This window comes from Idiomarina sp. UBA3162, from assembly GCF_002364475.1.
Classification (GTDB): Bacteria; Pseudomonadota; Gammaproteobacteria; order Enterobacterales; family Alteromonadaceae; genus Idiomarina.
Genome location: NZ_DEYI01000059.1, coordinates 23,066 through 44,006, shown reverse-complemented (window position 1 = coordinate 44,006; position 20,941 = coordinate 23,066). Strand labels below are relative to the sequence as shown.

At 49.6% G+C, this 20,941-nt stretch carries 18 protein-coding genes; all 18 read left to right on the top strand.

Annotated elements, in window-relative coordinates:
• Window positions 1-29: 29 nt before the first annotated feature.
• The 18 genes from B2X00_RS07655 (at window position 30) to B2X00_RS07570 (ending at window position 20,924) form a co-directional block, all read left to right on the top strand.
• Window positions 30-962, top strand: coding sequence for a Type II secretory pathway component (locus B2X00_RS07655; RefSeq protein ID WP_290486918.1), 933 nt, complete (start codon window positions 30-32; stop codon window positions 960-962).
• Entirely contained in the window at window positions 959-1,552 is a 594-nt protein-coding gene (locus B2X00_RS07650) for a PilN domain-containing protein (protein ID WP_290486917.1), read from the top strand. The genes B2X00_RS07655 and B2X00_RS07650 overlap by 4 nt, the downstream gene beginning before the upstream one ends.
• The gene (locus tag B2X00_RS07645) at window positions 1,545-2,180 is read left to right on the top strand and encodes a hypothetical protein (protein ID WP_290486915.1); all 636 of its coding nucleotides are present in this window, start codon (window positions 1,545-1,547) and stop codon (window positions 2,178-2,180) included. The genes B2X00_RS07650 and B2X00_RS07645 overlap by 8 nt, the downstream gene beginning before the upstream one ends.
• Window positions 2,170-2,523 (top strand): hypothetical protein, encoded by a 354-nt coding sequence (locus tag B2X00_RS07640; protein ID WP_290486913.1) that lies wholly within the window; start codon window positions 2,170-2,172, stop codon window positions 2,521-2,523. Before B2X00_RS07645 ends, B2X00_RS07640 begins: the two co-directional genes overlap by 11 nt.
• The gene (gene mshL / locus B2X00_RS07635; protein WP_290486911.1) at window positions 2,520-4,199 is read left to right on the top strand and encodes a pilus (MSHA type) biogenesis protein MshL; all 1,680 of its coding nucleotides are present in this window, start codon (window positions 2,520-2,522) and stop codon (window positions 4,197-4,199) included. The genes B2X00_RS07640 and mshL overlap by 4 nt, the downstream gene beginning before the upstream one ends.
• Before the next feature lie 13 nt (window positions 4,200-4,212).
• Entirely contained in the window at window positions 4,213-5,142 is a 930-nt protein-coding gene (locus B2X00_RS07630) for an ExeA family protein (RefSeq protein WP_290486909.1), read from the top strand.
• Window positions 5,139-6,251: a tetratricopeptide repeat protein gene (locus tag B2X00_RS07625; RefSeq protein ID WP_290486908.1), complete on the top strand. Its 1,113-nt coding sequence runs from the start codon at window positions 5,139-5,141 to the stop codon at window positions 6,249-6,251. The genes B2X00_RS07630 and B2X00_RS07625 overlap by 4 nt, the downstream gene beginning before the upstream one ends.
• Entirely contained in the window at window positions 6,232-7,995 is a 1,764-nt protein-coding gene (locus B2X00_RS07620; RefSeq protein ID WP_290486906.1) for a GspE/PulE family protein, read from the top strand. Before B2X00_RS07625 ends, B2X00_RS07620 begins: the two co-directional genes overlap by 20 nt.
• A gap of 2 nt (window positions 7,996-7,997) precedes the next feature.
• Complete coding sequence (locus tag B2X00_RS07615) at window positions 7,998-9,248, top strand: type II secretion system F family protein (protein WP_290486905.1); 1,251 nt, start codon at window positions 7,998-8,000, stop codon at window positions 9,246-9,248.
• On the top strand, window positions 9,248-9,706 hold the full coding sequence (locus B2X00_RS07610; protein ID WP_290486903.1) for a Type II secretory pathway component: 459 nt from the start codon (window positions 9,248-9,250) through the stop codon (window positions 9,704-9,706). The genes B2X00_RS07615 and B2X00_RS07610 overlap by 1 nt, the downstream gene beginning before the upstream one ends.
• A gap of 53 nt (window positions 9,707-9,759) precedes the next feature.
• Window positions 9,760-10,377 carry a prepilin-type N-terminal cleavage/methylation domain-containing protein gene (locus B2X00_RS07605; RefSeq protein WP_290486901.1) on the top strand — a complete coding sequence of 206 codons (618 nt, stop codon included), beginning with the start codon at window positions 9,760-9,762 and terminating at the stop codon, window positions 10,375-10,377.
• Between the two features lie 42 nt (window positions 10,378-10,419).
• Window positions 10,420-10,935 (top strand): type II secretion system protein, encoded by a 516-nt coding sequence (locus B2X00_RS07600; protein ID WP_290486899.1) that lies wholly within the window; start codon window positions 10,420-10,422, stop codon window positions 10,933-10,935.
• 69 nt (window positions 10,936-11,004) lie between these two features.
• A complete protein-coding gene (locus B2X00_RS07595) occupies window positions 11,005-11,508 on the top strand; it encodes a prepilin-type N-terminal cleavage/methylation domain-containing protein (RefSeq protein WP_290486898.1) in 504 nt (167 codons plus the stop codon).
• A complete protein-coding gene (locus tag B2X00_RS07590) occupies window positions 11,498-12,037 on the top strand; it encodes a type IV pilus modification PilV family protein (RefSeq protein ID WP_290486896.1) in 540 nt (179 codons plus the stop codon). The genes B2X00_RS07595 and B2X00_RS07590 overlap by 11 nt, the downstream gene beginning before the upstream one ends.
• A complete protein-coding gene (locus B2X00_RS07585; protein ID WP_290486894.1) occupies window positions 12,034-12,840 on the top strand; it encodes a PilW family protein in 807 nt (268 codons plus the stop codon). Before B2X00_RS07590 ends, B2X00_RS07585 begins: the two co-directional genes overlap by 4 nt.
• A complete protein-coding gene (locus B2X00_RS07580; protein WP_290486892.1) occupies window positions 12,830-13,249 on the top strand; it encodes a Type II secretory pathway component in 420 nt (139 codons plus the stop codon). The genes B2X00_RS07585 and B2X00_RS07580 overlap by 11 nt, the downstream gene beginning before the upstream one ends.
• On the top strand, window positions 13,246-18,855 hold the full coding sequence (locus tag B2X00_RS07575; protein WP_290486890.1) for a DUF6701 domain-containing protein: 5,610 nt from the start codon (window positions 13,246-13,248) through the stop codon (window positions 18,853-18,855). Before B2X00_RS07580 ends, B2X00_RS07575 begins: the two co-directional genes overlap by 4 nt.
• Window positions 18,856-19,049: 194 nt before the next feature.
• A complete protein-coding gene (locus B2X00_RS07570) occupies window positions 19,050-20,924 on the top strand; it encodes a formylglycine-generating enzyme family protein (protein ID WP_290486888.1) in 1,875 nt (624 codons plus the stop codon).
• Window positions 20,925-20,941 lie beyond the last annotated feature (17 nt).

Here is a 20,941-nt window from a genome sequence, read left to right as displayed (position 1 = left end):
TATACAAAAAATAAACAAAGGAATGCTCAGTGCGCTTTTTGTTCGGAAAAAAAACAGGCTCTAACTACCAGTTAGTGATAAGCATCAGCGCTGCTGAACTTCGTCTGTTGATCCTTAAAGAAAAGCCAAATAAGGCGCCTGAGTTAATCGTCAATGATGTCGAGCGACTACAGAATAATAATATTACACAAGCGCTCAGCAACCTTAACGAACGTTATAAGAAATTGTCGTTAGATGACGCCAAAGTGACGTTCGTATTGCAGCCCGCTCATTATCAATCGACGGCGGTCGATCGGCCTGATGTGCCGGACGAAGATCTCGCCGCTAGCTTACGCTTTCAACTCGATGAACTGACAGAAATGAGCCCTGATCAGATGATTACTGATTATTATGAGCTTCCATTGCAAGCCAGTGGCCAGGATAAAGTCACCGCGGTGGTGGCGGCAAAGGAGCTGTTAGCGAATATCGTCAATGCGGTTGCAGCACAATCTTGGCAACTCACCGATATCACCGTGAGTGAGGTGGTATTAAAGAATTTGTTTCAGCATCGAGAAAAGCCCTGCATGGTGTTATATGGGCTTAGTCAGAATCGCTATGTAGCGCAAATATATCGTGCCGGTGAGCTCGTATTCACCCGTGAGCTCCGCGGAGTGCGAGACCTCTCCAAATATAGCGTAGAAGAAATAAAACTCGGCGCGCTCGAGCCGCTTGCGACCGAAATTCAACGTTCAATGGATTACTACGAAGGGCAACTGCGACAAGCAGGCTTGCGCGAGGTTGTCTTAGCGGTGGCGGGTCCTCAGCGAGAGGCGATGGCCGAGTCACTGCATGAGTTGTTAGCGGTTGACGTTGAACTGTTTGAATATCCGCAATGGATGAATGAGTTGTGTGAGGGGGATTTTTCTGACCTTGAGGCCTTGGCGGCTAGTATAACGCCAAGTGCACAGGGAGATGCCCAATGAAGCAGTCGATTAACTTATATACCGATGAACTTAAACCGGTTGTTTTAAAACTTTCGTTAGCGCGTAGCTTAGTTGCGGCGCTGGTTCTGACGTTAGTTATCCTGGTGGCTTGGATTGTGCTACAGCAAATCGCCGAGCAACGTAGTGCCGAGGCTGATCGTGTTAACCAACAATTGCAGCAGTTGCAACAGCAACAAACTCAGTTGCAGTCGCAGGTACAACAAAAGAACCCTGATCAGCAGTTAGTTCAACAATCCGAGAGCTTGAGTCGACGGATTCAGCAACAAATGCAGTTGAACGAACGCTTGACTCATCTTGAGTCGCGGCAGCTAATTGCGCCTCAGCAATTGATGGCAGAGCTCCAAGCGATTGATATGGAAGGTCTTTGGTTGACTGAGTTCGGTATTTCAGAGGGACGCATTAATCTGCATGGTAAGGCCATTAAGGGCAACCTGATTCCAAGCTGGATGGCGCGTTTTGATGGCGAACCGGTATTGAGTGACAGTCGCTTCTCGGTTGTCGACTTATCGCAAGACGAGCAGGACAACCAAACCTTCAGTTTGGCGAGTGAGCGAGGGTCGGATGAATAAGCGCTGGCAACAAATGAATGACTGGTTTCAGCAGCAACCCCGCGATCGCCGCATTCTGATTGCAACGTTGTTATGGGTAGTTATCGCGGTTTACTTAGTCAGTGTGCTGATCATGCCTGAAATTAAAACCATGAATACCGCGAGTCAACGTACTGCTCAACTGCAACAGCAAGTGACCCAAGCCGAAGCCTTGAACGAACAACTGCAGCGTCAATTGCAACACGACGTCAACCAACCGTTGCGCGAAGATATTACAAGTAAGCAAAAACGTTTGCAGCAACTCGTCGAACAAGCAAGTGGGCACAGCGTTTTAGGTGTCGCGCAACGAAAGCAGTTTTTGCGAGAGGCGCTTAACTATCCGGATAGTATGCAACTGATTTCGCTCAATACGCCGCAGCCAGAACGCATTACCGATGAAGATAGCGGAGCGCTTTATCAGCATCGGGTTGATGCCGTGCTTAGGGGCGACTTTGCTACCATCAAACGCTATGCCGAGCAATTGCAAACCGCGTTTCCGGAAGTTGAATGGCTAAGATTCAATTATCAGGTTGATACCTATCCACAAGCGCAACTCACGATTGCGTGGCGCATTATTAGTATGGATAAGGAGTTTATCGGTGCTAACTAGTCCTTATCGTGTTGGATATTTGCTGGCAAGCGTCCTGCTGCTTACTTCTGTGCAAACGTTGGCGCAAGACCCTACCCGCCCCTATGGTTGGCAGGCCGGTCGCAGTGCCGGTGTTGATCAAGATATGAATTTAGTATTAACGCAAGTCGTGGTGTCGAGTGACTCCCAACGCGCGTTAATTAACAATCAATGGCTCAAGCCTGGGGATACGATCGCAGGCTATCAGGTTGATGGTATCGGTTCTAACCAGGTTGTGCTGCGCAGTAATCAAGAGCAACGCGTGCTTAAGTTATTTCAGCCATTGAATATAAAGAATAATGAATCTCAGGGAGATCAAGAATGAGAGTGCTTTGGATAGCAGCGATAGCAGCGTTGCTGACGAGTTGCGCCTATCAGCCCGATAAAAAACCACAAGAGGCTTATCAGGCGATGCAGCAAGATACCCCTGTGCAAGGTAGTAACAAGAAATCCACCACACTACCGACGGATGTCGCTGCGTTTTTAAACCAGTCTGCAGAGAGTAACGTTTCTGGCGCGAGTGAGCTTGTTGGTGAAGAGCCACGCTTTGTGTTGCAGGCGGATGGTGTTGCGGCAAAGCAGTTTTTTTACAGCCTCACCGTGGATACGCCCTATAACATCGTTGTGCACCCTGATGTAACGGGCGATATTTCGCTTGATTTAAAGGACGTGACTATTGATGAAACACTCGATGTCGTGAGTGATATCTATGGTTATGAAGTTCGTCGCGAAGGCCGAATGATCCAAGTGTATCCAGCAGGCGTGCGCACGCAAACATTTACACTCGACTATCTTTCGTTAAAACGTTTTGGCTTGTCGCAAACGCAAATTACCAGCGGCGGTGTGAGCCAAGAACGGAACAACAACAGTGGCTATGGTAACAACAACCGTAGTAATAGTAGCCTTTCTAATAACAGTGGCTTAGGTGGCCTGAATGGGAGCGGCCAAAACCAGAATTTTGGTGGTATGAATGCCGGCGGTGCTAATGGTGCTTCGGTAAACACACAGTCTGAAACAGACTTGTGGGGCAGCCTAGAAGATATGATAGAAGGCATCGTAGGCGGCAATGGTAGTGTGGTACTTTCACCGCAAGCGGGGTTAGTCAGTGTGACCGCGCAACCGTCTAAGCTGCGTGCGGTCGATCAGTTTCTAGAAAACTTGCAGTCACGTTTGCAACGTCAGGTTATTCTTGAAGCGCGCATTGTTGAGGTCACGTTGGGTGATCAGTATCAACAAGGTATCCGTTGGAACGAACTCAACATGAGTGGGCGTTTTGACTTTGGCTTTAATGGCTCCGTTCCGAATGACATTGCTGCCGCCACGGCCGACGGCGTGTTTGGTCTAACATTTAATTCTGACCGTTTTACAGGTTTCTTAGAGTTACTGCAGACTCAAGGCAGTGTGCAAGTACTATCAAACCCACGCGTCACGGCCTCGAACAATCAAAAAGCGGTGATTAAAATTGGTGAGGATGAGTACTACGTCACTGATGTTACCTCGCAAACCAATACTACAGTCACACAGGATGCGTTAACGAGTTCAAATGTTGATTTGACGCCATTTTTCTCGGGTATCTCACTCGATGTAACGCCTCAAATTAGTGACGACGGTGAAGTGACTCTGCACGTTCACCCATCGGTGGTCGAAACCAGCGAGCAGGAAAAAGTTATCACGATTGGTGACGAGACGTTAAGGTTGCCGCTGGCGCGTAGCAATATTCGTGAATCGGATACCATCGTCCGTGCGCGTAGCGGAGAAATTGTGGTGCTGGGAGGCTTGATGCAAAACTCGACGTCCGAGAATGTCGAGAAAGTGCCCTTATTGGGCGACTTGCCGCTGGTGGGTAATCTTTTCAAAAATAAAAGCAATGACTCATCTAAGAAAGAGTTGGTGATTTTAATTAAGCCAACGGTTATCGGTGCAGACACCTGGCAAAAGGAGCTAGAGCGTTCGCGTGAGCTGCTGGAAACCTGGTTTCCAGATATCGCTCAAGACCAGTAAACGTTGAATCGCTATGTACTTGTATCATTACGGGCTGAATCAACTGCCGTTTACCATAACACCCAATACACAGTTCTACTGTGAGCTGAAAAGTCACGATCAAGCGGCTAAAGTGGTGTTAACGGCGCTGAATACGGGTGAGGGCTTCATTAAAGTCACTGGCGAAGTCGGTACCGGTAAAACATTGTTATGCCGGCGCCTGCTAGAAGAAATACCTGATTATTTCTACACCGCGTATGTGCCCGATTCTTATCTTAGCCCTGACCAACTTAGACGTGCAGTAGCACAAGAGTTGGGCGTTGATACCGCTGCGGTAGAGAGTGAACACCAACTCGCTCGTGCACTGCAGGAAAGATTGTTAGAGATTAGTCAGTCTGAACGTGCGGTCGTGTTGATTGTGGATGAAGCGCAGGCGCTGCCGGAGGATAGTCTAGAGGCGTTGCGGCTGCTCTCTAATTTAGAGACTGAGTCGCGTAAATTACTGCATATTATTCTAGTAGGGCAGCCAGAGCTTGATGAACGTTTGGCGCAACATAACTTTCGTCAGTTAAGACAGCGTATTAGCTTTTCACATCGACTGACCGCAATGAATGCACGCGAAACCGCGCAGTACATCGGTCATCGCATGCGTATCGCGGGCTATAAAGGGGAGCCGATTTTTTCAGCCGGATTGGTGTCCGCATTGTATGAGAGTAGCCGAGGTATTCCGCGGTTAGTGAATGTGTTGGCGCATAAAATGCTGCTACTGGCTTACGGTGAGGGGCGGAAAAAGTTGTCACATAAAGACTTAAAATTGGCAACTAAGGATACCGCAGATACGCGCTATCGCTCGCCGGCCGTGCGCCTGATGATATGGACATTGTTATTGGTGTTAGTGGGTGCTTCAGCGTTACTTGGCTTAACTTTTGAGCATCCCGCTTGGCCGTGGAATTCTGTCGCATGAGTATATTGAATAAAGTATTAAAAGATTTGGATAAGCGTGGACAAAAGCCGGGTGAGGCAGAGCGTAGCGGTGGCTCAGCGGTTGCGGGCCCATCTTCACGTTTGCCTTGGATGATTGCCATTGCAGCAGTCGTACTGTTAGTGGTTGCTCTCATTGCCGGTTACGTTAGTTGGACGTATTGGGCCGGCGATAGCCGCTCGCTTGATGCTAAAAGCGATGAGAAATCACAGCCTCGGTTAGTACAGCAGGCGCCGAGCTCACAAAAAAGTGATTTCGTCCGTCCAGCAACTATGACGGAGCCGCAACCAAAACCTTCAGATGGCAGTACGCAACAGAAGGCCAATGTAAAACCTGAACCTCAGCCAGCGTCCGTTGAGGCTAAACCGGTAAAGGAAGCGGATACAGCAACACAGACCGTGTCAGAGCCTACCCCCCAAATGGATGCTCAAACTGAAGTTGACCCAGAGCCCGAACCAGCGTCAGAACCGACATTGGTGAAAAAATCGGTTCAATTGTCACCTCAACAACTCATCGAACGCGAAATCACCGCAGCACATGAGACGGCCGAGAAAGGACTGCTGAGCGAATCTGCAAAGCATTGGCAGCGCGTATTGAGCATTGACCCTAATCACATCGAAGCACGTCGCCAACTGGCAGCGCTCCAATTTGGGCGGAATCGCTGGCAGGACGCTTTACAGGTGTTAACCGCCGGGCTCGAACTGAACCCCAAAGCGCATGAACTGCGCTTGCTTGCGGCTAAAATGCTGCAGAAACGAGAACAACCTCAGTTAGCGCTGACATTGCTACAACAAGCGCAACCGCAAGTGAGTGACCACTTAGAATATTATCGGTTAAAAGCACAACTCGCCCAGCAATTGAACCAGTGGGGCGTAATGGCTCAGAGCTATAAAGCACTCACTGAAACACAACCGACGCAGGGTCGTTGGTGGCTCGGGCAAGCCATTGCGCAACAGCAGTTAGGCGAAACCGAAAATGCCGTAGATGCGTTTAAGCGCGCACGAAAATTAATTCAACATGCGCCCACACTCGACTTTATCGAGCAACAACTCAACTTATTGGTAGAGCAGGATGAAGCGACCTCGTCTTAAAATGCGACTGGGTGACTTGCTGGTACATGAGCAGGTCATCAGTGAAGAGCAACTTGAAAGTGCGCTGCAAGAACAGCAGGTGAGCGGGCGTAAGCTCGGTGCTACGCTGATTGATCTTGATTATATAACCGAAGAACAGTTACTCGATTTTTTAGCCCAGCAATTGAAGCTTGAACGGGTCAGCGTTGCCGACAAAAAAATTAGCCCGAAAGACGTGCAATTGTTGCCAGAGGTACAAGCGCGCCGTTACCGTGCTTTAGTGATTGAGGCCGATAGCGATACTGCGCTCATAGGGATGAGCGACCCAGCAGACTTGGCCGCAGTTGATGCGGTAACTCAGCATCTCGCGCCACGCGAAATTACACTGGCGGTCGTCTCTGAAGGAGAGTTGCTGTCGGCGTTTGATAGTTTGTACCGACGCACTAAAGAAATTGAGACCTTTGCGAGTCAGTTGCAGACGGAATATGAAAAAACCGAAGACTTCACGCTCGGTGCGGATAGCCTAGATGACGACGATGATGATGCGACGGTCGCTAAGCTGTTAAAGTCGATTTTTGAAGACGCCGTACAAGTACGCGCCTCGGATATTCATATCGAACCCGATCAAAATATGCTGCGCATCCGCCAACGGGTAGATGGTGTGTTGCAAGAAAATATTCTTGATGAGACCAATATCGCCAATGCGCTGGTTTTACGCCTGAAACTGATGGCAGGACTGGATATTTCCGAGCGCCGCTTACCTCAGGACGGGCGCTTTAACATCAAGGTGAAAAAACACAGTATTGATGTGCGTGTATCCACCATGCCGGTGCAGTACGGCGAAGCTTGTGTCATGCGTTTACTCGATCAGTCCAGCGGTATTTTATCGTTGGATCAAGTCGGTATGCCGCCGGATATCCTCAAGCGCGTGCGTCACTTAATTCACCGTCCGCACGGTATGTTACTAGTAACGGGCCCAACCGGTTCGGGTAAAACAACTACGCTCTATGGCGCCTTGAGTGAACTCAATACCGAAGAAAAGAAAGTTATTACCGTAGAAGATCCTGTGGAATACCGTCTACCGCGGATCTCGCAGGTGCAAGTGAGTAACAAAATTGGACTCGATTTTGCCCGCGTATTGCGTACCACGTTGCGGCAGGACCCGGATATTATCATGGTGGGTGAGATGCGTGACCATGAGACCGTCGAAATCGGCCTACGCGGCGCGATAACGGGTCACATGGTGTTATCAACGCTACATACTAACGACGCAATTACCAGTGCCATGCGTTTGATTGATATGGGCGCGCCTTCGTACCTCGTTGCGGCGGCACTGCGCGGTGTGATTGCGCAGCGATTGGTGCGGCGTGTCTGTGAGCGCTGCGCACAAGATGACACACCCGACGAGGCTCAACGCGCGATACTTGAACACTTGGAGAAAGGTAGCTGCGACCAGCCTTTTAAAAAGGGCGTAGGGTGCCAAAACTGTAACCACACTGGATACCGAGGCCGTATCGGTGTGTTTGAACTGCTTGAAATGAACAGCGCCATGATGGAAGCATTACGGCAAGAGGATACTCAACGCTTTGCTGAGGCTGCTAAGAACGCTAAGGGCTATCGCTCAATGGCCAACGTTGCACTCGATTTTGCTAAACAAGGTGTGACCAGCATTGATGAGGTGTTGTTCCTCGCCGAGAGCGTAGAAGAAAACGTCGCTGCGGCCAATATCAGTGAGCTGGCGCAACGTGATGAGGGTGATGACTAACCATGCAGTTTAGCTACAAAGCGCGTGATAAATCAGGCAGTATGCAGCAAGGGACGGTTGAGGCAAACGATGCCAAAGCAGCCGCTCAGACGCTGATGCAGCGCGGTTTGATCCCCGTCGATGTAGCGGCAAACAAGGGCAAAATTAGTAGCACGAGAACCAATAAACCAAGCGGCACGCTTTGGCAACGACTGAAGGCGATGACAGAACCGAGTGTCGAACTCGACCAACTGATTATCTTTTGTCGCCAAATGTACTCCTTAACGAATGCGGGTATTCCCATTTTGCGCGCCATTGAGGGACTCGCCGACACCACCCAGAACAAACGTTTAGAACGTGCGTTACGCGATGTCCACGGACAGCTCGAACGCGGTCGCACCTTGTCGGCGGGAATGTCACAGCACCCTAAAGTATTCTCGCGCTTGATCGTCGCGATTGTCCACGTAGGTGAGAATACCGGTCAGTTGGAAGAGTCGTTCGAGCAATTGGCACTGTATTTGGAAAAAGAGCAAGATACCCGAAAACGTATTAAAGCCGCGACGCGTTATCCGACCTTTGTGATGATTGCTTTGGTGGTGGCGCTCTTTGTTCTAAACATTTTTGTGATACCGACTTTTGCAAATATGTTCAGTCGCTTTAAGGTCGAGCTTCCGTGGGCAACGCGTGCACTGTTAGGTACCTCGGAATTTTTCGTTGCCTACTGGCCACTCATGTTGATTGCCATGGTCGGTGCTTTCTTTGGTATCCGGGCTTATGTGAACAGTGCTCCTGGTCGTCTGTTATGGGACCGCTGGAAACTGCGCATGCCGATCATCGGGTCGATTTTAGAGCGCTCAATTTTATCGCGTTTCGCGCGCAGTTTTTCCGTTATGTTATCGGCAGGGGTGCCCTTGACGCAGGCGTTATCCTTGGTAGCCGAAGCCGTCGATAACGCTCACATGGAGCGCAAGATATTAGATATTCGACGCACTATTGAGCGGGGTGAAAATCTCTCGCGTGCCGCTCGTCAATCAAAGCTGTTTACACCGCTGGTGTTGCAAATGATTGTGGTCGGCGAAGAAACGGGACGCAGTGATACGTTGTTAAAGGAAGTCGCCGATTACTATGAGCGCGAGACTGACTACGATCTGAAAACACTGACCGCGCGTATTGAGCCTGTCATGATCGGCTTTGTCGCTGTGTTAGTGCTGATCTTGGCGTTGGGTATCTTCACACCAATGTGGGATATGATGAATGCGTATCAGGGACGATAATGAAAAGCCAGGCGCAGAGTGAACAAAACTTTCGGAGTTTATTGCAAAATCTGGTTGTTATCATCAGTGTGTTCGTGCTTTCGGGGGTAGCGTTATGGATCTGGTTTGCCCCTGGTGAGCACAGTGGCTGGCAAGAAACCAAGCGCGATATGGAGTTACGACGCTTTAATGATTCGTTGTTACTGGCACGCGCAGAGTGGATGCGCGAAGGTAAACCTAAACAGGTCTCACTTAACATAAGTGGTAGTGAGCAAAGCATCCAAATGAACAGCAAAGGTTGGCCAGCGGTTGAACAAGGATGCGTTGAACTTTGGCAACGCCTTGCCGATGCGCCAAGCCAATTAACAGGCTCGGTTGAGGGTCAAACGTGTTTATTTAGAATTGAACAAAAGCTATGGCAGGAATACAACGCTGAAACAGGTCAAATCCGGGCAAAAAACGCTAAATTCGACCTATGAATTGTAAAAATGTCGTTATACAATATCACGAGAAATGATAAAGGACGCTGACTATGGATAAACGGCAACAAGGTTTCACAATCATTGAGTTGATCATCGTGGTGGTGATTCTAGGCTTGTTAGCAGCCTCTGCTTTACCTCGCTTTACCGATGTCACCGCCGATGCAGAGGACTCAGCTATTGAAGGCGTTGCTGGTGGCTTTGCCAGTGCAGTGGGCATTGTGCGCGGTGAGTGGGAACTGCGCGGGCGACCTAAAGGTGGCACGGACGGCGCAGGCGCCGAGTTACAGATGGATGGCGTGCCGGTCTATGTGGATGGCGATACAGGCTATCCCGTTAGTGGCAACAACGACACGGCGACTGATGTCACGCTCAGTAATGAAGATTGCCGCACCGTAATGACGGCTATTTTGCAAGGTTCACCCACGGTGATGGCGGAAGGTGATGGCGGTGCGATTGATGAGTACCGTTATTATACTTACGCAACGGACGATCCAAACGCCTCGACGGCGCAAGGGCAAGGTACCAATCAAGTGTGTGTTTACTATCTAGTGAACACTATTAAAGGAATTAGTCCTTTACCCTCGGGTAATGACTATCAGACAACCGGTAACTCGTTTGTCTACAACCCAAGGAACGGTGGTGTAAACGTGTTTAGTAACAATAACTAACGCAGCACCAGAACTTATTTTATTTCAATGGAGAATGTAATCATGCGCAACCAAAAAGGTTTCACGCTCATCGAGCTTATTATTGTTATTGTTGTTCTCGGTATTCTTGCCGTGACAGCAGCCCCTCAGTTCTTTAACTTCTCGGGGGACGCGCGCACTTCGACCGTTAAAGGTTTGAAGGGTAATATTCAAGGTGCTTACCAAACTGTATATGCGAAAGCGGCAGTTCAGGGTAAGTTAGCTGGCACAGCGGCTGCTCCAGCTGATGTTGAGGGTATTGATACAGTTTATGGTTATCCTGCTGCTACTGCGGACGGTATCGCTAAAGCTGCGTCACTAGGCTCCAATAATGAAGATTGGGTATTTGCGATAGGAGACGCCTCTACCAATACAACAACTGATGTTTTCTATATTGGTCCAGCAGGTTTTTCTGATCTGAACGACAGCTCTACGGCAGAAGATATTTATGCCACTTCTTGCTATGTATCTTATGCGAATGCTACAGATGCAAACACGCCACCAACAGTAACTGCGGTTACAACTGGCTGCACCAACTAATCCAACCATTTTTTAATGGTCGAATCTCGGCTCGCCGTCTCGGCGGGCCGAATATTTAAGGTCTCTCCTATGAAAGGCTTCACCCTAGTAGAACTGATCATTGTTTTAGTAGTGGTGGGTATCCTCGCGGTTGGCGCGGCGCCTTTATTTATTGGCTCCGGCGGTACCGAAAGTCTAGTTTTGCGCGAACGCGCGCTCTCTATTTTACGCAATGTACAACTCAATGCGATGCAAAATACGCAAGCAGACTGCTACGTTGCGGTACTTCAAAACGACGCACTCGGTTTAGCGACCACGCCAGTATGTGGTGCGAGCAGCTCAACCTTAGCAGCGTCAGAAGACAGTGCCAACCGAATGGTCGGTTTTGCGGGTAAAACCCTGACGGTTACCGACAGCAACGGCGCCCCAGTGAGTTTACCTGCAGAAATTGAGTTTGGTCCGCTTGGACGACCCGATGACACCTCAGGGCTGATTTGTAGCGGCAACCAAGCCTGCCGTCTCACCTTTACAGAAACTAACGGCGCAAACCAGTCGGTGTGTATCAACCGCGAAGGTTACATTTATGGCTGTTAGCAAGCATCAACGCGGCTTCACGCTCATCGAAATTATTGCCGGCATCATTGTTGTGGGTATTATTACGTTGGTGGTTACCGCGGGCATGGGGCCGTTGTTTAAACAAAGTGTAGACCCGTGGCAACAAGTGCGCGCCGCCGAGCTGGGCCAGAGTCTGATTAACGAAATCCTTTCCCGCCGGTTTGATGAAAATGGCTCTAGCGCTATTGGCGAAGCCCGCTGCGGAGAGTCGGGAATAAGTTGTACGACACTACCTGCCAACTGTCCAACCGACCCTAGTGCAATGACCTTTAGGGAAGAGGCCGATCGTACCGAGTTTGATGACGTAGACGACTACCATTGCCTAGAGCTCAGTGGTCCTGATGTCGCGGACACCTTAGCGCAGAGCTTAACAGACGATTACCGCGGATTTACCTTGCAGGTCAGAGTCAGTTACCAGCAACCCGATACACTTAAACGTATCGTCGTCAGTGTAAACACGCCGCAGCAACAAATCATTGAATTTGCCGCGCTAAGGGGGAACTGGTGATACGTAATCGCGGCTTTACCTTAGTGGAACTGGTTATCGTCATTGTATTGTTAGCGATTGTGGCGATATTCTCCTTTCAGTTTGTCGGCTTTGGTTCGCGTATGTACGCCAGTGGTGCTGAACGAGTGCGGATCCTTGACCAAAGTCGCTTTGTAATTGAACGCTTAACGCGCGAGGTCCGTAACTCCGTGCCCAATAGTGCACGTGTCGCCGCGGGGGGCCAGTGTTTAGAGTTTGTGCCGATCCGTGCGGCAGGCACCTATTACAATGCGCCACTTCGTAACAGTGACCCAGAGCAACTGACCTTTGTCTCACTGTCAGAAGTATGGGAGACGATAACTGACACGGATCGCTTGTTTATCTTTGCTACGCTCAGCTCACATATTTATGACGCTGATGCCGGTCGCTCGGCGACCCTGGCAGCATCGACAGACAATGACGACAGCACATACGAGCAAGTACTCGATCTAGCTTCTGGCTCAGTGTTTAGCCAGAGCTCACCTCGGCAACGTTTGTTTATCGGACAACCACCAGTGAGCTACTGTGTAGAGAGCAACCAAATCGTGCGCTACAGCAACTATGGTTGGCAGGTGAGTCAACCTATACCGGGTAGCTTTCCGAGCGCCGAGCGCAGCGTGATGGCAGAACAAGTCGCCAATATTGCATTGGCGGAGCCCGCTTTTCAGGTCGACCGGGCCACGCTACTGCAAAATAATATTGTGCATCTGTTCATTCAATTTACTAGTATAGATGATGAACGTTTATTCTTCAGTCAAGAGGTTCATATTCCCAATGCCCCCTAGCTATCATTCACAACGAGGCAGTGCGCTGGTTGTCGCGATTTTTGTGATTGTGGTGACAGGGTTGCTGGTCGCGACCTTATCACGGCTAGTGACCACCAGTAGTGACAGTGTCGTCGTTGAAGTCTATGGTACGCGCGCCTACACCGCTGCACAAAGTGGCTTGCAGCAGGGAATGTACGAACTATTTCCACTTAACCAACCGATGGCCAACTGTGCTGCGGTTACAGGTACGCCCGTCGACTTAAGCGGCATTCCATCCTTAGCAAACTGCTCAGTCACCCTGAGCTGCCAAGCGTTTGATTACACTGCAGACGATACCCACTACCGCATTGAAGCACTGGGTCAATGTGAGGCAGGGGGGCAAACCACCGAGCGTCTGCTCGCAATGGAAGCGAGGACGATTGAATGAGAGGTTGGCTAGTATGGTTAACCTTACTGCTTGCCGCTGCGCTGATGTCAGTATCCGCGCTCGCAAAGCAATATCAGTTGCCTGATGATGCGGGCAAAAATAATAACGCCTTTAACCCATGCCGTGTCCAGAATGAGAGCGGCGTGACGGTCATACGTTGCCCAAGCAGTGTATTTGGCCAAGTATACAGTCGCGATCGAGTTGCATTTAATGCCTCCCCCGTACGTTTAGAACTAACAGGTGATGTCACCGTCAATGCCGAGGTCAATGTTCGCTCATCAGCTGAGCTACTCGTGGTTGTTTCGGGGCGACTGACCTTAAACAGCAACGCTGGATTAGTGGGCAATGTTGAGACCACCGGTGGTGTCACGCTAAACAGTGATTTACAGGGCAGCATTCAAACCAATGGCGATGTGTCCGTTAATAGCAATGGCAGCGTGAGTGGGCGTGTAGCAAGTGGTGGTAGCGTGACCAACAATAGCCGCGTTGGCGGTGAAGTGGTCGCTGCTGGCGCTGTGACCAACAACAGCAATGCGCGTATCAATGGACCTGTAACTGCGGGCGGTTCATTGACTAATAACGGATTGATTAACGGTAACACCGATGTCGAAGGGTCCTTGGTTAATAACTCTAATGCCGAAATCAACGGTAATGTGAATGTTGATGGTGCGCTGAATAATAATGGTCGTATCAATGGGCAATATATCAATGCGCCTTGCACCGACTCGCCCAATCCGCGAGCCTGTGGCAACGGGCAGTTTAATGTCGATCGGCAATGTAATATCAATGATAACGAAGGCCCATGCGTCCCGAATTCTAACAATAACTATACGCCTGTGGGTGACTGGCATTTTGATGAAGACCGTTGGAGTGGCAACGCCGGCGAGGTGGTGAACAGTGTTGGCAATAATTACGCAGGCTTTGCTCAACAAGATGCCTATACCAGTGCATTTAACCCAGCGCGCCCGGGCAGTGAAGGTACCTGTCGTTACGGTCGATTTAATGGTAATAACTACGTCGAGATCCCCAATGTTACGCCATTGGCCAATCAAAACAGTGTGAGTTTATCGATGTGGTTGAATGGCTCAGCCAACGCACAAAACGCCCAAGATAACTATCAAACGCTCATTGTGTATGGTGAGGGACCGACGGAAGGCGGTGCTGGACGGTTTGAGGTCTATCGTCGCACGCGTGACGGACGGCTCTACTTTGAGGTACGGTCGATATTTGGTCAAATCTACAATGTCAGTGTTGATGGTAATCAGGTATTTGACGGCAACTGGCATCATCTAGCGGCGACGTTTGACAATAGCAACCGACGTTTATCGTTATATATTGATAACAGCCTAGTAGCCACGCAAAGCTTACCTGCATCTATTACGTTGAATTATATCGGGTCTAGCCCAGAGCTTTATATTGGCGGTCAGCAATTTCAAGGCTTTGGTTTTAACGGCTCGCTCGATGAAGTCACTGTCGCAAGCGGCGTTTATTCCAGTCAGCGTGTCAGCGAACTGTATACCCGTACGCGCCCCTGTACCAGTAACGGTGCATTACCCCAATGCAGTGCCGTGTGGGCCGACGGTTTTGATTATCGCGGTAACAACGAAGTTGATACCATTACCTTACCCGACCAAGACTATGGCACCAACCTACCTCAGCAGCTCGACCCGATTGATTACTTGCGCGTTGGCAACTTTAGCGATATAGGACAAAACTACCAGACCAATGGACCGACTTCGCGGGTGTACATTGATGGCGACTTAACTATTCAAGCTGGACGTCGCATTAATGTCGGTGGCGACCCAAACGCCTTTATGCTTATCGTGACCGGTGATTTGACCATTGCTCAGGACGTTCAGATTAATGGTTACATCTATGTGGCTGGAGATTTTACCTACTATGAATCGAGTCGCGAGAGCGAGCGAGTTCGAGTCAATGGTGCCATTAGCGTGGCAGGTAGTTCGTATTATTATAACGACCGCTACGATATCGAGGTGAATTATCAAGCGCCTGCGGTACCACTTGCGGGCGGGCAATTCTGTGCAGCGCAACCGGCCGAATTGCCAGACGCCGTACTGCGCTGGCAGATGAATAGTAATGACTGGCAAGGTAACGCTGGCGAGGTTATTGATAGCTCTATCAACAACTTGAATGGTGTGGCACGCAACGGAGCGCAACGTTATAGCGCAGACTCAGGCTCAGCATTGGTGACTAACGATAATGGCTTCGGCACCTGTGGTTATGGCTATTTTGACAATATTCAACAGCAATACCTTGAAGTCGCCGACGCGCCCATGCTCGATTTGAGTAATGCCTTTACGATCGGTTTATGGGTAAAGCCGCAGCGCTACCCGGCGTCTGGACTGATGACATTAGTGTCAAAAGATGAGAACTATGAATTTCACCTGCGCAGTGATGGCACCATTAATTGGTGGTGGAATACGCCGACAGGAGAAATACAAGAGTTTAATAGTCAATCGGCAGTACCGTTAAACCAATGGAGCTATGTTGCGATACGGTATCAAAATGGCGCGCAAACGATTTTTATCAATGGTGAAGTCGCCGGCACAGCGAGTTTTACCGGTGGTGTCGCAAATAATAACGATCCCTTGCAAGTAGGTGCCGACCAAGGTGCCCTAGGCCGTTATTTCAGTGGTTTTCTCGATGAGCTGAGTGTGTTTGACCAAGCACTCTCTGAACGACAGATCCGCGACCTGCAACAACAGCGCACACTGTGTGGCGGACAAGAGCAAGTTTGTGTGGTGCCTGAGCTTAATAGTAGTTCGTTTGCTCAAGATTGGACCGCAACGACGTTTAATAACAGCACGTCGCCGAGTATTGTCAACGGTCGCATCAGACTGACCAGTAACCAGAATAATCAATCCACAGCGCTATCATTAAATCAATCAGTACCTGCACGTGGACATTTAACCGAAGTGGTGTTCCGCATGTATGCCTACGCAGGTAGCGGTGCTGATGGGATTGCCTTGGTGTTTTCAGATAGCAATCAAGTGGCACAGCCGGGCAACTATGGCGGTTCACTGGGCTACGCAAACGGCAATAACAATGATGGCTTCAACGGTGGTTGGCTCGGTGTCGGTTTTGACGAATACGGTAACTTTTCGCGTGCCACCGAAGGCCGAGTGGGGGGCTTAGGTGATGGCTCGCTTGCGCTTTCGCAAACTCGTGATCGCGTGGTGTTGAGAGGCGCGGAGACCGGTAACGTCAATACCCAGTATCAATTCATCGGGGCGTCGGAGCAGCTGGTTCCTGGCATTGATGAAAGTAATAGCATTATACCCGCTCCGGGTCATTTGTATCGCGTTCGCATTGATAACCGCGATCAACAAAATGTGGCCGTCTCCGTCGAGCGCGATCTTACCGGTACTGGCAATGCTTATACTACGATTTACGATAATAGCGATATTTCGGCTATCCAACCCCAGCTGCCACAGCGCTTTACGATCAGTTTTACCGGCAGTACGGGCGGCTCGACGAACATCCACGAGTTTAACTATTTTAGTGTGTGCTCGTTGCCAGGCAGCGGTGTCGATGAACAAGTCGATCACTATCGACTCGCTTTTTCGAGTCCGACTGTGCTTTGTAATGGCGCACAGGTTCAGGTAAGCGCGTGTCAGGACAGCGAATGCAGTTCACTTTACAACGAACCGGCTACTGTCACACTCAGCGACATTAATGGTACTTGGAGTAACGCGATACCCACCTTTACAGGAAGCACTGTGTTGGGTTTACAGCCCGATAGCGCAGGTAGCTATCGTTTGGGTATCACAGATAACTCAGCGTCACCCGTCGCCGCTAACCCGGTGCAGTGTTTTGTCAACGGTGAAGCGAGCGATGACTGTACACTGCAAGTCAATGACGCGGGCTTTGTGTTTGTCGATGATAACGCAAGCGGTATTAACAGTATTGCGCGTCAAACCTCCGGTACAACGACCTCGGGCATAAAATTGCGTGCGGTGCAGACTAATGACCAGACCCTTGCGTGTGAGGCAGTGCTTGAGCCGGTCAGCACGATCGAGATGCGTGCACAGTGCATTGATCCACAAGTATGCCAAGATGTATCAACTTATCCGCAAGCACAGTTCAACATTAACAATACGGCAATACCGACTCGAGACGACTGGGGCTTGGTACCTGTTGATTTTGTTGATGGCGAAGCCGCCGTTGAATTGAATTATGGTGATGCAGGTGCAACCAGTGTGTCGGCACGTGCACAGTTAGACAATGGTGTGGTATTGCAGGGCACCTCGAATCCTTTTGTTTGGACGCCGGCAAGTATTGACGCCAGTCATGCACAGTTGGATAGCAATAGCTATACAGGCGGTATTATCGCCAAAGCGGGTGAGCCTTTTAAAATGGAACTGCAAGCACGCAACAGTAACGGTGATATTACCCCTAATTTTGGTAATGAGATCCAAGCTGCTGGTTTGGTGCTCGATAGCAACGCGACAGCATCAGGACTTGTCACCAATAAGAATGGTGAGCTTTCCGACTACACTGCCTTTACCATGAGCGCACCCGCGACCTTCAGCAATGATACATTGACCTATTCAGAAGTAGGCTTTGCCACCGTGACCGCGGAGATCGCGGGACAGTCCTACTTGGCGCAGTATCATCAGCCTAATTCGGGCAATGTGGTGAAACTTCACGATATAGGCCGATTTATTCCCGCGGCTTTCGAACTGATTAAAGGCAATGGATTTACCAATGTGTGCAGTAGTGCTGAACCGTTTCTTTATATCGGGGAGGCGCAACAGCTCGACCCGAACCTGAGGCTTGAAGCGGTTAATACATTGGGTGAGGTGACGGAAAACTATCAAGACGCGTATGCAAAAGCGGTATTCGAAACAGGCGCGTTTGATAAAGATACGGATCCTGACCATACGATTCAGTTTGACCGATTGAATAAGAACGAACTGGTCATTAATTGGGATAAAGGTATCGGCACGTTAGTCGATCCGTCAATTGTTTATCAGCGGCAAATCGAAGAGGGACCTTATGAAGAGTACACGCTCGGTTTGCGAGTGAATGACAAAGAAGACGGCAACTACTACTCGTTACTCGCTGAAACAACGGACCTGATATCGCCGGATGACGATGACGGCCCGAACTATGCCAGTTACGATACGGCGCGCCTGCTGTTTGCACGGTTCAACCTTATGAATAGCATTGCCCCCCAGAACGAAGACTTATTGATTGATGGTGGCATCGAGTATTGGGATGGATTCGGCTATCAGTTGCACACCAGTAATAGTTGCTATGATGTGGTGGGTACTGATATCAATGCGACCGAGATTATTGAAGGCGGTGATAGCTTAGCCGACCTTGAACTAGCGGCGTCGCCTTCACAGCAACGATTGTTTGAAGGACGGCTCGCGCGTGACGAAACGGGTATCAATGACCGTTTGCGTTGGTTAGCGCGACCAAACCCGTTACAATTCACTTTCGAACTGAACGTTCCCTCATTTTTAAAATATGATTGGGACGGTGATAATGATTATGACGATAACCCCACAGCCCTTGGTGTATTTGGTATTTACCGAGGCAGTGACCGGCAAATCTACTGGCAAGAGGTTGGCTGGTAAGTAATTACTCACATATTTGTGGCGGTTTCTCAGTGATTCTTCCTTGCGCTTTTGTTGACAAGCAAATAGCATAAGGCAGAGTTGTTATACATGCGCGACGTTAACGACGTTTACCAATAAATATTCGAATAAAGAGCGCTGGTAAGGCTGCAAGGCCTCTACCGCTTTATTATTTTCAAGCTTGGAATGGGAACATGATGCGACTGGCTCAATTGGCCTTAGTGATGGCCTCGACTTTGACAATCGCTTCGCCGGCATACGCTCTACAAGAGCAACAACAATCAATGACGGTGGAGCAGATCTCTGATCAAATCACGAGTTTGCAAAATGAGTACGATAACTACACGCAAACTGTGCAACGTCTTAAAGACGAAGCTGACCAGCTGGAGCAAAAGCTGGCTTCTTTGCGAGAACGCAATCAGACGTTAGAAAAGCAACGTCAGGCAGCGCTGCAGGAAATGAACAACCGCTATCAGCAGTTGGTGGATGATCCAACGATTGACATCGCGGGTGCGCAGCAGGCGTACAAAGAAGCGGTGATGGCGCATCAACAAAACAAAAAAGATATTGGCACGCAGATTCAACTGGTTGAAGAGAAGCAGCAGGAAGTTGAAGAGGCACGTGTAAGCCGTCATGCTCTGTTAAACGAAATCGAATCGCTTAAAGACCAGCGCAATGTTGCGCGCGTCGAGCGTCTTGAGCGTGAGTTTAATCAAACCGGCGAACTGGAAGTCAGTCAGTCAATTGTGTGTGACCGTGAAGAAACACTGAGTCAGTGCGAAACGCGCGGTAAGTTGTTGGCGAAACAGAAAGCATCAAAGCAGTACCTTGATCAAATCGTAAGTAATTTGAGTGAAGCTGAGCAAGCACGCAGCAACTTGGAACAAGTGAGCCCTAACGTACAGATCCTTGGTTCAAAAACCGTGAGCAATGGATTTAGTGGTCAAGGTAACTATGGCGTAAAAATCGCAGTCGAGCTGCGTGGCCAATTACCGCGCACGCAAGCATGTCGGTTACTTGAAGTGGATGCACGCTATTGTGTGGTCGAAAACGCTGATCAGCGTAATACTTCACAAACCAGTGCGAGCGCGGGTAATGACGCGGTGATGCACCCACTGACGTTACGCTCGAATGTATACGACGATGAAGTGTTGATTGACGGTGTGAGCTACGGATCGACACCGATTGAAATTATGTTGCCGCGTGGCGAGCATCGTGTCGAGGTACGCAAATATGGGTACAGTTCATACAGTGATGTGATTCGTCTAAATGACGCTCAATCGATTCGCGCTGAGTTGGAAAAATCGGATTACTCGTTTACCCGTGGCGAGAAAGTGCAAGATATCCTATTTCGTGATGTGCGCGGACCTGAGCTCGTTGTTGTCCCCGCCGGCAATTACAAAATGGGTGACTTAACCGGTAATGGTTTGCCGAACGAGCGTCCAGTGCAGACGGTCAGTATTGAAGCACCGTTTGGTATTAGTGATACCGAGGTGACGGTGGGAAAGTTTCGTGACTTCGTCAATGACACTGCGTATGTGACTCAGGCCGAGAAAAATGGTAACTGCGCGCATTTAGTGAACGGTATGCCAAAAATGGATGGCACGTTAAACTGGCGCAATCCGGGGTTCCAACAAACTGAGAACTCGCCTGTGGTCTGTATTAGTTATGAAGATGTAAAGGCGTACACTGACTGGTTGTCAGACAAAAGCGGTTTCGATTACGATATCCCTTCTGAGCAGCAGTGGGAATATGCTTCACGCGCTGGAACAGAATCAGATTTTTGGTGGGGCAATGACGTCGGCGTGAAAAACGCAAATTGCCGTCACTGTGGCTCTGAGTGGTCAAACGAACGCTCAGCGCCCGTCGCTCAATTTGAGCGTAACCCGTGGGGTCTGTTTGATACCGTGGGCAACGTATGGGAATGGGCGCGTGCCGAAGACGGCCAAGTAGTGCGTGGCGGTGCTTGGAACTTTGCACCGAGTCTAGCGCGCGTTTCAACACGTATGGAACTTCCGGCTGATTTTAGCTCTAACTATATTGGGTTTCGGGTAGTACGAGCGCAGTAGCTTGCGCTTGATTGCAG